Source organism: Mycolicibacterium alvei (genome assembly GCF_010727325.1).
In the GTDB taxonomy this organism is placed as follows: Bacteria; Actinomycetota; Actinomycetes; order Mycobacteriales; family Mycobacteriaceae; genus Mycobacterium; species Mycobacterium alvei.
The window spans coordinates 4,249,734-4,263,042 of sequence record NZ_AP022565.1; the positions used below are offsets into that span (position 1 = coordinate 4,249,734).

At 68.4% G+C, this 13,309-nt stretch carries 14 protein-coding genes; 10 read left to right on the plus strand and 4 right to left on the minus strand.

All coding sequences use genetic code 11. The annotated features are described in order from the left end of the window. Window positions 1-3 precede the first annotated feature (3 nt). The 3 genes from G6N44_RS20275 to marP are packed head-to-tail and all read left to right on the plus strand — an operon-like array spanning window position 4 to window position 2,640. Window positions 4-651 carry a TlpA family protein disulfide reductase gene (locus G6N44_RS20275; protein WP_163666868.1) on the plus strand — a complete coding sequence of 216 codons (648 nt, stop codon included), beginning with the start codon at window positions 4-6 and terminating at the stop codon, window positions 649-651. A 10-nt stretch (window positions 652-661) separates the two neighbouring features. Beyond that, a complete protein-coding gene (locus G6N44_RS20280; protein WP_163666870.1) occupies window positions 662-1,426 on the plus strand; it encodes an NUDIX hydrolase in 765 nt (254 codons plus the stop codon). Between the two features lie 23 nt (window positions 1,427-1,449). Further along, entirely contained in the window at window positions 1,450-2,640 is a 1,191-nt protein-coding gene (gene marP, locus G6N44_RS20285) for an acid resistance serine protease MarP (RefSeq protein WP_163666872.1), read from the plus strand. Here the strand turns inward: marP and G6N44_RS20290 are convergent, their stop codons facing one another. Both G6N44_RS20290 and G6N44_RS20295 read right to left on the minus strand, forming a co-directional pair. After that, complete coding sequence (locus G6N44_RS20290; RefSeq protein WP_163666874.1) at window positions 2,641-3,615, minus strand: alpha/beta fold hydrolase; 975 nt, start codon at window positions 3,613-3,615, stop codon at window positions 2,641-2,643. It lies immediately after the preceding gene. Then, window positions 3,615-4,121 (minus strand): phage holin family protein, encoded by a 507-nt coding sequence (locus G6N44_RS20295; protein WP_163666876.1) that lies wholly within the window; start codon window positions 4,119-4,121, stop codon window positions 3,615-3,617. Before G6N44_RS20295 ends, G6N44_RS20290 begins: the two co-directional genes overlap by 1 nt. Window positions 4,122-4,295: 174 nt before the next feature. Between G6N44_RS20295 and G6N44_RS20300 the strand changes: the two genes are divergently transcribed. Beyond that, on the plus strand, window positions 4,296-4,931 hold the full coding sequence (locus tag G6N44_RS20300) for a S1 family peptidase (RefSeq protein WP_163670183.1): 636 nt from the start codon (window positions 4,296-4,298) through the stop codon (window positions 4,929-4,931). Between the two features lie 7 nt (window positions 4,932-4,938). Here the strand turns inward: G6N44_RS20300 and acs are convergent, their stop codons facing one another. After that, the gene (gene acs / locus G6N44_RS20305; protein ID WP_163666879.1) at window positions 4,939-6,900 is read right to left on the minus strand and encodes an acetate--CoA ligase; all 1,962 of its coding nucleotides are present in this window, start codon (window positions 6,898-6,900) and stop codon (window positions 4,939-4,941) included. Between the two features lie 126 nt (window positions 6,901-7,026). Between acs and G6N44_RS20310 the strand changes: the two genes are divergently transcribed. Next, complete coding sequence (locus G6N44_RS20310; protein WP_163666881.1) at window positions 7,027-7,767, plus strand: Fic family protein; 741 nt, start codon at window positions 7,027-7,029, stop codon at window positions 7,765-7,767. 427 nt (window positions 7,768-8,194) lie between these two features. Here the strand turns inward: G6N44_RS20310 and G6N44_RS20315 are convergent, their stop codons facing one another. Further along, entirely contained in the window at window positions 8,195-9,064 is an 870-nt protein-coding gene (locus G6N44_RS20315; protein ID WP_163666883.1) for an HAD-IB family hydrolase, read from the minus strand. Between the two features lie 411 nt (window positions 9,065-9,475). Here G6N44_RS20315 and ssd point away from each other — a divergent pair, with 411 nt between their 5' ends. Genes ssd through G6N44_RS20340 form a run of 5 tightly spaced genes read left to right on the plus strand, consistent with a single transcriptional unit; the run spans window position 9,476 to window position 13,303 of the window. After that, a complete protein-coding gene (gene ssd, locus G6N44_RS20320; protein ID WP_163666885.1) occupies window positions 9,476-10,555 on the plus strand; it encodes a septum site-determining protein Ssd in 1,080 nt (359 codons plus the stop codon). Then, window positions 10,552-11,712 carry a TadA family conjugal transfer-associated ATPase gene (locus tag G6N44_RS20325; RefSeq protein WP_163666887.1) on the plus strand — a complete coding sequence of 387 codons (1,161 nt, stop codon included), beginning with the start codon at window positions 10,552-10,554 and terminating at the stop codon, window positions 11,710-11,712. The genes ssd and G6N44_RS20325 overlap by 4 nt, the downstream gene beginning before the upstream one ends. Then, window positions 11,709-12,494: a type II secretion system F family protein gene (locus G6N44_RS20330; protein WP_163666889.1), complete on the plus strand. Its 786-nt coding sequence runs from the start codon at window positions 11,709-11,711 to the stop codon at window positions 12,492-12,494. Before G6N44_RS20325 ends, G6N44_RS20330 begins: the two co-directional genes overlap by 4 nt. Then, on the plus strand, window positions 12,491-13,072 hold the full coding sequence (locus tag G6N44_RS20335; RefSeq protein WP_163666891.1) for a type II secretion system F family protein: 582 nt from the start codon (window positions 12,491-12,493) through the stop codon (window positions 13,070-13,072). The genes G6N44_RS20330 and G6N44_RS20335 overlap by 4 nt, the downstream gene beginning before the upstream one ends. A gap of 27 nt (window positions 13,073-13,099) precedes the next feature. Next, window positions 13,100-13,303, plus strand: a complete 204-nt coding sequence (locus G6N44_RS20340; protein WP_163666893.1) for a DUF4244 domain-containing protein — start codon at window positions 13,100-13,102, stop codon at window positions 13,301-13,303. Window positions 13,304-13,309: the final 6 nt, after the last annotated feature.

Genomic DNA, 13,309 nt, shown 5'->3' on the forward strand with positions numbered 1-13,309 from the left:
ACGATGAGCAGACCGGCCCGCTGGACCGTGGTGGTTCTGGTGATCCTGGTGGCGTTGGGTACCGCGTTCTGGATGGAGTTGCGCGACGAACCGGCCCCGCAGGCCGGGGCGGGGCAGTCCACCTCCCGTGATCACCGTGACGCCGATACCCCCGAGGCCCTGGCCGGTCCCCGGGCCCGCGCGGACCTGCCGCCGTGCCCGGGCCCCGGCAAGGGTGAGGGCCCCGAAGCGCTGCGCGGCATCACCCTGGAGTGCGCCGGTGACGGGAAGTCCGTGGATGTGGCCCGCGCCTTGGCGGGCCGGACCGTGGTGCTCAATCTGTGGGCGTACTGGTGCGGCCCATGTGCCGACGAACTGCCGGCGATGGCCGAATACCAGCGCCGTGTCGGCGACGACGTGCTGGTCGTGACCGTGCACCAGGACGAGAACGAGACCGCGGCACTGGTCCGCCTGGCCGAACTCGGAGTGCGGCTGCCGACCCTGCAGGACGGCAGACGATTGGTGGCGGCCGCACTCAAGGTGCCCAACGTCATGCCTGCGACCGTGGTGCTGCGCGCGGACGGTAGCGTGGCCGGGACCCTACCCAGATCGTTCGTCAGCGCCGACGAGATCGCGGCGGCGGTCGACGAGTTGATCCGCTCTAGCCGATAGGAGCACCCGGGTGAGTTCGACGCACGGCGGGCTGTTCCCGGATGCCGCCCCGGCCTGGCTCAAACCGCTGGTGGACAACCTCGACCGGGTGCCCGACGCCTACCGTCGGCGGGTCCCCCCGGACGTGCTGGCGGGCATCGTCGAAGCCAACAATCAAGCGGCCCGGGCCGGCGCGCTGCGCGACGCCGCAGTTCTGGTGCTGTTCTCCGGCCCGCCCGAGGGCGCACCCCCACTGCTTCCCGAGGATGCCGACCTGCTGGTGACGGTCCGCGCCTCGACCCTGCGCCATCATGCGGGCCAGGCTGCGTTCCCCGGCGGGGCGACCGATCCCGGCGACCAGGGTCCGGTGGGTACGGCCTTCCGCGAGGCCTGGGAAGAGACGGGTATCGATACCAGCCGGCTCTACCCGTTGGCGACGCTGGAGAAGATGTTCATCCCGCCGTCCGGGTTCCACGTGGTCCCGGTGCTGGCCTACTCGCCCGACCCGGGGCAGGTCGCCGTGGTCAACGAATCCGAGACCGCCGTCGTCACGCGGGTTCCGGTGCGCGCCTTCATCAACCCGGAGAATCGGCTGATGGTGTACCGGGACGCCAACGCCGGCCGGTTCGCGGGGCCGGCCTTCCTGCTCAACCAGATGCTGGTGTGGGGTTTCACCGGCCAGATCATCTCGGCGATCCTCGACGTCGCGGGTTGGGCCAAGCCCTGGAACACCGACGATGTCCGCGGACTCGACGATGCAATGGCCCTTGTCGGGCATGACAACGGTTACGGTTAAGCCCAATGTTGAAGTGGATATAGATGACACCTTCGGTCTGGCTCGATTTCGCCATCCTCGGCATCGGGTTCGTCGCAGCCATTTCCGGCTGGCGTTCCGGTGCGCTCGGCTCCCTGCTGTCCTTCATCGGCGTGGTGCTCGGTGCGGTGGCAGGCGTGCTGCTGGCGCCGCACGTGATTCCGCACATCTCGGGTGACCGCACCAAGCTGTTCGCCACGCTGTTCCTGATCCTTGCCCTCGTGGTGATCGGTGAGATCGCCGGTGTGGTGCTGGGCCGTGCCGTGCGCGGCACCATCCGAAACCCCGTGTTCCGGGTGGTGGACTCGGCGGTCGGCGTGAGTCTGATGCTGGTCGCCGTCCTCGTCGCATCCTGGTTGCTGGGGAGCCTGCTGACTTCCTCGGACCAGCCGAATCTGGCTGCGGCGGTGAAGAATTCGCGGGTACTCACCGAGGTCGACAAGGTGGCGCCGGACTGGCTTCGCTCGGTGCCGAACCGGTTGTCGGCGCTGTTGGACACCTCGGGGCTGCCCGATGTGCTCGAACCGTTCGGCCGGACCCCGATCGTCAACGTCGACGCCCCGGACGCCGCGCTGGCCACCGATCCCATCGTGACGACCTCCCGGCCCAGCGTGGTCAAGATCCGTGGCGTCGCACCGAGTTGCCAGAAAGTGCTTGAGGGCAGCGGGTTCGTGGTCGCCCAAAACCGGGTGATGTCCAACGCCCACGTGGTCGCCGGTGCCGACAGCGTCACCATCGAGGCCGACGGCAAGACCTACGACGCCGGCGTGGTGTCGTATGACCCCAACGCCGACATCTCCATCCTCGACGTACCGAACCTGCCGATCGCCCCGCTGCAGTTCGCCGACCAACCGGCCCCGAAGGGTACCGACGCCGTGGTGATGGGTTACCCGGGCGGCGGCGACTTCCTGGCCACCCCGGCCCGCGTGCGCGAGATCATCGAGCTCAACGGGCCCGACATCTACCGCACCACCACCGTCACCCGCGAGGTCTACACGGTCAGAGGCACAGTGCGGCAAGGCAATTCAGGCGGGCCGATGATCAACCGGGCAGGCAAGGTGCTGGGCGTGGTGTTCGGTGCGGCAGTCGACGACGTCGACACCGGGTTCGTGCTGACCGCCAAGGAAGTCGAGCACCAGCTGGCCAAGATCGACAACACCGAGCGGGTCCAGACCGGCACCTGCATCAACTCCTGATCAGTTGGCGTGCAGCTGGGCCAGGAACCGGCTCAGCTGCCCGTTGACCGCCTCCGGTTGTTCTTCGTGGCTGAAATGTCCAGCGCCCGTGATCGATACGTACCGTCCATGGGGTGCGTAGTGCTGGGTCCGGTGCACCGGGTCGGGCAGCACGTACGGGTCGGCGTCACCGCGCATGTGCAGCACCGGCACGTTGATCGGGCGTTTCATCGAACGCATGAATCGCCGACCCTCACCGCGCAGTTGGCTGCGCACCGCCCACCGCTGGTACTCCAGTGCACAGTGCGCGGCCCCGGGAATCTGGATGGCCTGACGCAGGTGGTTCATGGTGAGGGCGAAGTCCTGGCTGGTCTGCCAGGTGGCCCCGGCCCGGGTGCGGACCAGGCGCTCCAACTCCGCGCCGCCGTGGCGGGTCAGCGTGTGCTCGGGCCAGCCCGGCAGCTGATACCTCAACATCGACGGCAACAGGGCGCGGCCCTGATCGCGGCGTGTCAACGTGGACGCCCTCAGAGCCAGCGGGTGCGGTGAGCTGATGAGTGCGATCGCGTCGACCACACGCGGGTGCAGCGCCGCGGTCGCCCAGCACACCAGACCGCCGTCTGCATGCCCGACCAGCGTCGCGGTCTTGTGCCCCAACGCGCGGACCAGGCCGGCGGTGTCCCCGGCCAGGGTCCAGCCGTCGTAACCGCGAGGCGGTTTGTCACTGTCGCCGTAGCCGCGCAGGTCGACCGCCACCACACGGGCGTCGGTCAGTCCGGTGAGTTGGTGTCGCCACGACCACCAGAACGAGCCGAACCCGTGCAGGAGGATGACCAGTGGGCGGTCCGCGTCGGCCTGCGAGCTCTCGCCCTCCACCACATGGTCGGGCTGCGAGCTCTCGCCCTCCACCACATGAAACCGAATCCCATTGGCATGCACCTGCAGATGCCGCCACGGCCCGTCGATTCTCGCGATCGACGGGGCGGGTGGAGGCATTACCAGCCTGACGGGTCGGTGGCGGGCTTGGCCGGGACGGCCGCCGCGGTGCCCTTGTCGTGGCCCGGCGTCAGGGCCACGCGGGTCTCCTTGACCGACTCGATGGTCTGCTGCGGACCCTTGATCCGTCGCACCTTCAGGAAGCCGAACAACGCCAGCGCCCCGGTGGTCAGCACCATCAGGCCGAACACGATGAGGAAGGCCACCCAGCGCCACAGCCAGGTGTCGAGCAACTCGGCGACGAAGAAGAAGAAAAAGAACGTCGAGTAGAACAGGACCACCAGCGCGGCGATGAAGAAGACGCTGCCGGTCAGACCCTTCTTCACATCTCGGGTGATCTCGGCCTTGGCCAACTCCACCTCGGCGCGCAGCAGGGTGGAGACCTGCGCGGTGGCGTCCTTGACCAGGTCGCCGATCGACGGGTCCGGCTTGGGCGCATGCGGGTCGACGAGCGGAATCGAGGTCACCGTCGTCGGAACGCCGTCCCTGCGGTCGCCTGTGCTCATGGCGTTCATGTTGCCATGCGACGAAGCCGTTAACGATCCCGGTCGACATCCGGGTCTTAGTAGACTGAGCCCATTCTTGAGTTGCGCGGGTCGGGCGCGTCGATCGGAGGACACTTGACGAGCAGACACCGCTGGCAGTTGTTGATTGGTGCCCCGGTCATCGCCGCCATTGCGATGTTGACTCCGGCCCTTGCGCATGCCGATCCGCCGGTGGTGCTCGGTGGCGGCTCGGGGATCGTGGTCAACGGCGACGCATTCTGCACGCTCACCGCGATCGGGCACGACAACGCCGGCCGGCTCATCGGCTTCACCTCGGCACACTGCGGCGGGCCGGGCGCCACGGTGTCGGCTGAAGGTGCCGACAGCGCCGGAGTGGTGGGCACGATGGTGGCCGGCAACGACCTGCTCGACTACGCGGTCATCGAATTCGATCCGGCCAAGGTGACGCCGACCAACAACGTCAACGGTTTCCAGATCGACGGGCTCGGACCGGACCCGGCGTTCGGCGAGATCGCCTGCAAGCTGGGCCGAACGACGGGCTACTCCTGCGGTGTCACGTGGGGGCCGGGTAAGGATCCGGGCACCATCGTCAACCAGGTGTGCGGCCAGCCCGGAGACTCGGGTGCGCCGGTCACGGTCAACAACCGGCTGGTCGGCATGATTCACGGCGCCTATTCCGAGGAATTGCCGACCTGTGTGGTGAAGTTCGTGCCGCTGCATACGCCGGCGGTGACGATGTCGTTCAACACGCAGCTGGCAGACATCACCGCCAAGAACCGACCGGGAACGGGTTTCGTCCCGGTCGGTTAGCGCGGAATCACTTGCTGGCGCGGATGGCTTCGAACACGCTGGGGTCGACCAGGGTTGAGGTGTCGCCGAGTTCGCGGCCTTCGGCGACGTCACGCAGCAGCCGGCGCATGATCTTGCCGCTGCGGGTCTTGGGCAGTTCGGGCACGACGTGGATCTCGCGGGGTTTGGCGATCGGGGAGATCTCGGTGGACACCTGTGCGCGCAGTTCGTCGATCATGGTGTCGGCCCCGCCGTGCGCAGACTCCTTGAGGATGACGAACGCGCAGATCGCCTGGCCGGTGGTGTCGTCGGAGGCACCCACGACGGCGGCCTCGGCCACTCCGGAATGTCCGACCAGTGCCGACTCCACCTCGGCGGTGGAAATCCGGTGCCCGGAGATGTTCATGACGTCGTCGATGCGGCCCAGCACCCAGATGTTTCCGTCGGAGTCGTAGCGGGCGCCGTCACCGGCGAAGTACCAGCCCTGCTCGGCGAACCGTGACCAGTAGGTCTCGGTGAACCGCTTCGGGTCGCCCCAGATGCCGCGCAGCATCGCCGGCCACGGCTGATCGAGCACCAGGTAACCGGTGACGTGCTCGGCTTCATCAGCGCCGGGGATCAACTCGTTGCCGTCGTCATCGACGATCTTGGCGCTGATGCCGGGCAGCGGGGTCATCGCCGAGCCGGGCTTGGCCGCGGTGACACCGGGCAGCGGGGAGATCATGATCGCCCCGGTCTCGGTCTGCCACCAGGTGTCCACGACGGGGGTCTTGCCCGCGCCGATGACTTCGGCGTACCAGCGCCAGGCCTCGGGGTTGATCGGCTCACCCACCGAACCCAGCAGCCGCAGGCTGGACAGGTTGTGGGCGGCCGGGATCTGCCGACCCAGCTTCATGAAGGTGCGGATCAGGGTCGGTGCGGTGTAATAGATGGTGACACCGTACTTTTCGATGATCTCGAAGTGGCGGTGCTCGGTGGGTGAGGTCGGGGTGCCTTCGTAGACGACCTGGGTGGCGCCGTTGGCCAGCGGTCCGTAGACGATGTAGGTGTGCCCGGTCACCCAGCCGATGTCGGCGGTGCACCAGTACACGTCGGTCTCGGGTTTGAGGTCGAACACGTTGTAATGCGTGTACGCCGACTGGGCCAGGTAGCCGCCCGAGGTGTGCACGATGCCCTTGGGCTTACCGGTGGTGCCCGAGGTGTACAGCAGAAACAGCGGCTGCTCGGAATCAAAGGACTCTGGATCATGGTGCGTTGACTGGCTTTCCACAGCCTCGTGCCACCACAGGTCGCGGCCCTGGGTCCAGTTCACGTCGATTCCGGTGCGGCGCACCACCAGGACGTGCTCGACCGACGGTTGGCCGGAGACGGCTTCATCCACGGCGTCCTTGAGCGAGGCGGCCTTACCGCGCCGGTACTGACCGTCGGTGGTGATGACCAGCTTGGCTTCGGCGTCCTCGACGCGGGCCCGCAGCGCAGACGCGGAGAACCCGGCGAACACGACGCTGTGCATGGCGCCCAGCCGGGCACAGGCCAGCATCGCCACGATCGCCTCGGGCACCATCGGCATGTAGATGGCGACGCGGTCACCGGCGGTCAGGCCCAGGGCAGCCAGCGCATTGGCGGCCTTGCAGACCTCGTCTTTGAGTTGGGCGTAGGTGATGTCGCGGGCGTCACCGACCGGTTCGCCTTCCCAGTGGATCGCCACCCGGTCGCCATTGCCGGCCTCGACGTGACGGTCCACGCAGTTGTAGGCGACATTCAGCTTGCCGCCGACGAACCACTTCGCGAACGGGGCCTCCGACCAGTCCAGCACCTCGCCGAAAGGGGTCTGCCAGGACAGTCGATTGGCCTGGGCGGCCCAGAACGCCAGCCGGTCGGCCTGCGCCTCGGCGTACAACTGCTCTGTCGCGTTGGCATTGGCCGCGAAACTGGCAGGCGGCGGATAGGCTGACGGAACTTCGCTAGACGTCGCTGGCGCGTGTGACATGAATGTGAGCGTAGTCACCAAACGTTGCAGTGGCGTTGGGACGTCGCAAGACGGTTGTCGGGCGGCGGTCCTGATGCGCCCAACGGTCGGCGAGATGGCGTTCAGCGGTCGGCTAGCGTTTCGCGTATGACCGATCCACTCGCACCACTGGTCGACCTGCCCGGCGTGTCTGCGGCGAGCGACGAGGCGCGTGAGGCCTTGGGCCGAGCCCATCGACACAAGTTCAACCTGCGCGGCTGGCCGCAGACGGCGGCCGAAGCCGCCCTGCGTGCGGCGCGGGCCTCCGCCGTGCTCGACGGTGGGGCCGTCCAGTTGTCCGCCGACGGTGAACCCGATGCGGTGACCGCGGGCGCCATCCGCGTCGCCGAGGCACTGGAAGGCGGTGCCAGCTCGCTCGTCGGGGTGTGGCAGCGGGCGCCGATGCAGGCCCTGGCCCGACTGCACGCGTTGGCCGCAGCCGACCTCACCGACGACGAGCACCTGGGCCGGCCGCGGACCGACCCTGACGTCGGGCGCCGTCTCGAGCTTTTGGCGGAGATCGTGACGGGCGGCTCCAAAGTTCCCGCTCCCGTGCTGGCCGCGGTGGCCCATGGCGAACTCATCAGCCTGGCTCCATTCGGGACCGCCGACGGGGTGGTGGCACGCGCGGTGTCGCGCTTGGTGACCATCGCCAGCGGGCTGGATCCGCACGGGCTGGGGGTTCCTGAGGCGCACTGGATGCGGAAGTCGGGGGAGTACCGGGCTGCTGCACGGGGATTCGCCTCCGGCACGGCCGACGGGCTGACCGCGTGGCTGTTGCTCAGTAGTGAGGCCCTGCAGGACGGTGCGCGCGAAGCGCTGCAGATCGCCCAGTCGGCGGCCGGCTGAACCCGCAGCTCGCGGCGCTCTCAGCAAACGAAAGCGGGCGACGTTCCGAAACGATGTCTCGGCTCGTCGCCCGCTAGCACGGATACCGGTTACCAAGCGTGCCAGGTGGGTTGCGTGGGTGACCTCGGCGTCCTTGCGATGCGCTTCGGCTGCAACCCCACCCAAGGAGTCGTCGTGGCCGTTCGCTCTCCGCAATCACGCAGGCCCGCAACACTTTTGCCTATTCCGCGGCATGTGCTCCGCGTGGGTGCCGGGACCCGTGCTGGGAAACCTGGTGCGGGAGATTTAGCCTTCTCTTCCGACTACCTCTTGGCCTCATCAAGCTTCCGTGGTTCCTTTGTACTACGTGACCACGGTCACAGCAAGGGTGAAATGCACCCGAGTTCCGATCGTTACGCCGAGGTCGTCAGCAACGACACGCGGTAGTTCAGGATGTGAAGCGGCGCAAGAGCGAATATGTCAGTGCGCCGGCCGCCAGGGCGCTGATCCCGACGGCCGCAGTGGTGGCGACGGCGGCCGTCGACGGAGCCGAAATCCGGTCGCGCAACGACACCGGTCGGGTGAAGGTCAGCACCGGCCAGCCGCGCGATGCGGCCTCCTTGCGCAGGCCACGGTCGGGATTGACGGCGGTGGGGTGGCCCACCGATTCGAGCATCGGAACATCGGTGATCGAATCCGAGTAGGCGTAGCAGTGGTCCAGGGCGTAGCCCTCGCGTGCGGCCAGGGCGCGGATCGCCTCGACCTTGCCCTCGCCGTAGCAGTAGAACGCGATCTCGCCGGTGTAGCGCCCCTCTTCGACCACCATCCGGGTCGCCATCGCATGGGTGGCGCCCAACGCCCTGGCGATCGGCGCGACGATTTCCTCGCCCGAGGCCGACACCACCACGACGTCGCGGCCGCACAGCTTGTGGTCGGCGATCAGCTCGGCGGCCTCGGCGAAGACCAGCGGGTCGACGATGTCGTGCAAGGTCTCGCCGACGATTGACTTGACCTGCTCGACGTCCCAACCGGTGCACATGTTCGTGACGTAGCTGCGCATCCGGTCCATCTGATCGTGGTCGGCACCCGACATCAGGAACAGAAACTGGGCATAGGTCGACTTCAATACGGTCCGACGGTTCAACAGGCCCTGATTGAAAAAAGGTTTGCTGAAAGCGAACGCGCTCGACTTGGCGATTACGGTCTTGTCGAGGTCGAAAAAGGCCGCGGTGCGCACCGGCCGATCATTGGCCGGCCCGGATTGCGGTGTGGTCAATTCCTCGGCAGCCCGATCGGAAGCGGTCACGAGCGCCAGCATAGAGGCAGCTACGGCCGCGGTACTGGCTGTGAATGCAAAATGGCAGTTCACGACACATTCTTTCGGGCGGCGATTCCGGAATCCCGCGTGGTAGCCCGCACCGGTGTCCCTTGCATGTTTTGGCAGTTCCGTGTGTATAGTGAGCATTACTCGGCTTATGCCGAGGGTGTATCAGCCCGACCCCCCGGGGCTGATACACGACGACCTCCGCCTCCTCCCCCCCTGGCGGGGGTCGTCCCTTTTCTGGGGGGAAATAACCCCGGTCGGCCCGGACGCTGTGGTTGCGGAACCGCGTTTTCAGCGTGTCGCCCGGTGCGTCCTCGGCCCGGCGTTGATCCACAGGCCGAAGTTCATCCACAATCCGCGGATTGGTGATGGTGCCGGCCCTGTCGTTGCCCGCAGGCTGGGCATATGGCCATTCCGAGCAGTTCGATCAGCCCGTCCGGCACCGTGCTGGCGCTGATCGGTGACCCCCAGCTGCGTGAGGACGTGTCCCGGGTGGCCGCTGCCGCAGGCGTCGGACTCGTCCTCGTCGACGACCCCTCCGGACGCAAGGCCTGGACGGCTGCTGCCGCCGTGCTGCTCGATGCCTCGGCGGCAGTGCGGTGCGCCGCCCGGGGCCTGCCCCGTCGCACCCGGGTGGTCCTCGTCGGTCGCGACGATCCGCAGCCGGAGGACTGGCAGGCTGCGATCTCCGTCGGCGCCCAGCACGTGGTGACACTGCCTGCCCAGGACGCCGATCTCGTGGCGGCACTGTCCGAGGCGGCCTGTTGTGACGACGGTGGTCGCGGCCCCGCGGTGGCGGTGGTGAGCGCCAGGGGCGGCGCCGGTGCATCGGTGTTCGCGGTGGCGCTGGCTCAATCGGCGCCGGCTGCATTGTTGATCGAGGCCGACCCCTGGAGCGGTGGCATCGACCTGGTGGCGGGCAGTGAGGACCTGGCCGGTCTGCGCTGGCCGGACCTGGCCCTGCAGGGTGGCCGGTTGGGCTATCCGGCCCTGCGCGACGCGCTGCCCTGTCGCGATGGGGTCAGCGTGCTCTCCAGCGGGCGCTCGGGTGCCGATATCGCGGCCGAGCCGGTGGCCGCGGTCATCGAGGCGGGGTGCCGGGGCGGTGTCACGGTGGTGTGCGACGTGCCGCGGCGCGCCACCGAGGCGGCCGAAACCGCTTTGAACGCAGCCGATCTGGTGGTCCTGGTGACACCGGCCGACGTGCGCTCGTGCACCGCCGCAACCGCCGCGCGGCCGTGGATGCTCGCCTGCAACCCGAATACCGGGGTGGTGGTGCGGGGCCCGTCACCAGGCGGCCTTCGGGCAACCGAGGTGGCCCGCATCGTGGACCTGCCGCTGCTCGCATCGATGCGTCCACAGGCCGGTATCGCCGAGGTGTTGGAGCGCGGCGGCCTACGGGTGCGGTCACGATCGCCGCTCGGTTCGGCCGCGCGGCGGGTGCTGGCGGTCCTGGCTGGTCACCCCGTGCAGGAGCCGGCGTGAGTGCCTCGCTGATCGACCGGGTACGCGAACGACTGGTGGCCGAAGCCTCTCCGCTGAGCCCCGGCGTGGTTGCCGCCGCGATTCGGGCGGAGTCCGGCGGTCTGCTCGGAGACACCGAGGTGCTGAGCAACCTTCGGCTGCTGGAGACCGAGCTGACCGGCGCCGGTGTCCTGGAACCTCTGCTGTGCGCGCCGACCACCACCGATGTGCTGGTCACCGGCCCCGACGCGGTATGGGTGGATGACGGCAACGGGTTGCACCGCAGCGGGGTGCGTTTCCCCGACGAGAGCGCGGTCCGGAGGCTGGCCCAGCGGTTGGCGCTGTTGGCCGGGCGCCGCCTCGACGAGGCGCAGCCGTGGGTGGACGGTCAACTCAGCGGAATCGGCCCGTTCACCGTGCGGCTGCACGCGGTGTTGCCTCCGATCGCGGCCGCAGGCACCTGCCTGTCACTGCGGGTGTTGCGTCCGGCCACCCAGAATCTCGACACTCTCACCCGGTCCGGGGCGATCCCACCGCGGGCCGCCGAACTGGTGCGCGCGATCATCCGGGCCAGGCTGGCGTTTCTGATCTCGGGCGGTACCGGCTGCGGAAAGACCACGCTGCTGGCCGCAGCACTCGGTGCCGTACCCGCCGATGAGCGCATCGTCTGCGTCGAGGACGCCGCCGAACTGGCCCCTCCGCACCCGCATCTGGTCACGCTGGTGGCGCGGGGCGCCAACGTCGAGGGCGTCGGTGAGGTGACGGTGCGTGACCTGGTCAGACAGGCGTTGCGGATGCGTCCGGACCGGATCGTCGTGGGTGAGGTTCGTGGGGCCGAGGTGGTCGATCTGCTGGCCGCGCTCAACACCGGTCACGACGGCGGGGCAGGCACCGTGCACGCCAACAATCCCGCGGAAGTGCCGGCCCGGCTGGAGGCCCTCGGTGCGCTCGGCGGGCTGAACCGCGCCGCACTGATCAGCCAGCTCGCCGCGGCCGTGCAGGTGCTGCTTCACGTCGGGCGTGACGGCGCCGGTCGGCGCAGGCTCGTCGAGATCGCGGTACTGCGCCGGGCGGTCCGGGGTGATCTGGAGGTGGTGACGGCGTGGCACGCCGACACGGGTGTGGGCTGTGGCGCAGAGACTCTCCATGCCCTCGTCGAAAAGCGGGTATCGCCGTGACCGCGGGTGCACTGGCGTTGGCCGCCGCACTTCTGCTGTGGCCGGCCACGCCCCGCCGGGCGGCTGCGCTACGGCGGGCGGATGCACCGGATGGGCACCGCGTGCGCGCAGCGCCCATCCTGGTGGTGTTGGGAGTCGTTCTGGCCTGGTTGGTTTCGCTGCCCGTAGCTGTGGTGACGGCCCTGCTGTCCGGCACGGTCGTGGTACGCCGCAGGCGCCGCGCGGTGCGGCGGCAGCGACAAGAGGAATCAGCGGCTCTGCAGGCTGCCCTGGACGTGTTGGTGGGTGAACTGCGCACCGGTGTCCACCCGGTCAACGCCTTCGACGCTGCCGCCGGCGAGGTGGCCGGGCCGGTAGGTCAAGGCATGGGAGCTGTCGCCGCGCGGGCCCGCCTGGGTGCCGATGTCGCGGCCGGGCTGGAAGATGTTGCGGCAGCATCGCAGTCGCCGATGCATTGGGAACGGCTCGCGGTCTGCTGGCGGCTGGCCCACGTATACGGACTTTCGATCGTCACTCTCATGCACGCCGCGCAGCGCGACATCGTTGAGCGCGAACGATTTTCCTCCCATGTCGAGGCGGCGATGTCGGGCCCGCGGGCGACGGCGGCGGTTCTGGCCGGGCTGCCCGTGGTCGGGATTGCTCTGGGGCAGTTGATCGGTGCTCAGCCCCTGGCTTTTCTGTGCGGACCGGGCGTGGGGGGTTGGCTGTTGGTGATCGGTGTCCTGCTGGCCTGCGCCGGACTGATGTGGTCGGACCGAATCATCGAACGGGCGTTGAGATGAGTTGGGCAGCAATGTTCCTCGCTGCCGCGCTGCTGATCGGTGCGGATCCGGCCCTGGTACGGTCCCGCGCCGCACCCGCACCGGCGACGAGGGTGGACACGCGGCGGGTGCACACCGATGATCCGCTCGCCGCGGCCTCGACGTTCGACTTGTTCTCCGCTTGTCTGGCCGCGGGGATGGCGGTGTCGACCGCGGCTGCGGCCGCCACCGCATCGGCTCCACCGACACTGGCGCCGATGTTGCGCCGCGCAGCTGAGCTGCTCGCGCTCGGGGCGGACCCGGCCAGGGCGTGGGCCGGCGGCGGTGACGTGGTGTCGCAGGACAAGAACGCCGAGGCCCTGTTGCGGCTGGCCCGACGCTCGGCGGCCTCGGGCAGTGCATTGGCCGACGGGGTGGCCGAGCTGGCTGCCCAGGCTCGGCACGATGCCACTGCCGCGGCCGATGCGGTGGCAGAACGTGCCTCGGTACTGGTCGCCGGACCGTTGGGCCTGTGTTACCTGCCGGCGTTCCTGTGCCTGGGCGTCATCCCCGTGGTGGCCGGCCTGGCCGGTGACGTGCTGGGTTCAGGTTTGTTGTGAGTACACATCGCAGAGGGAGGAAATATCATGGCGGGAAACATGATTCAGTGGGCGAATGCCAGGGCGGCGCTGCTGGTGGTGGACGAATCGGGAATGTCCACCGTGGAATACGCGATCGGCACCATTGCCGCGGCGGCGTTCGGGGCGATCCTGTACACGGTGGTTACGGGGGATTCGATCGTCAGCGCGCTGACCAACATCATCAGCCGGGCGCTGAACACCAGCGTCTAGATGACC

Bases quoted from the DNA above. Each gene is read 5' to 3' on its own strand.
- G6N44_RS20300 (WP_163670183.1), top strand. From the start codon at position 4,296: ATGTTGACTCCGGCCCTTGCGCATGCCGATCCGCCGGTGGTGCTCGGT.
- acs (WP_163666879.1), bottom strand. From the start codon at position 6,900: ATGTCACACGCGCCAGCGACGTCTAGCGAAGTTCCGTCAGCCTATCCG.
- G6N44_RS20340 (WP_163666893.1), top strand. From the start codon at position 13,100: ATGGCGGGAAACATGATTCAGTGGGCGAATGCCAGGGCGGCGCTGCTG.
- G6N44_RS20295 (WP_163666876.1), bottom strand. From the start codon at position 4,121: ATGAGCACAGGCGACCGCAGGGACGGCGTTCCGACGACGGTGACCTCG.
- G6N44_RS20310 (WP_163666881.1), top strand. From the start codon at position 7,027: ATGACCGATCCACTCGCACCACTGGTCGACCTGCCCGGCGTGTCTGCG.
- ssd (WP_163666885.1), top strand. From the start codon at position 9,476: ATGGCCATTCCGAGCAGTTCGATCAGCCCGTCCGGCACCGTGCTGGCG.
- G6N44_RS20290 (WP_163666874.1), bottom strand. From the start codon at position 3,615: ATGCCTCCACCCGCCCCGTCGATCGCGAGAATCGACGGGCCGTGGCGG.
- G6N44_RS20335 (WP_163666891.1), top strand. From the start codon at position 12,491: ATGAGTTGGGCAGCAATGTTCCTCGCTGCCGCGCTGCTGATCGGTGCG.
- G6N44_RS20315 (WP_163666883.1), bottom strand. From the start codon at position 9,064: ATGCTGGCGCTCGTGACCGCTTCCGATCGGGCTGCCGAGGAATTGACC.
- G6N44_RS20275 (WP_163666868.1), top strand. From the start codon at position 4: ATGAGCAGACCGGCCCGCTGGACCGTGGTGGTTCTGGTGATCCTGGTG.
- marP (WP_163666872.1), top strand. From the start codon at position 1,450: ATGACACCTTCGGTCTGGCTCGATTTCGCCATCCTCGGCATCGGGTTC.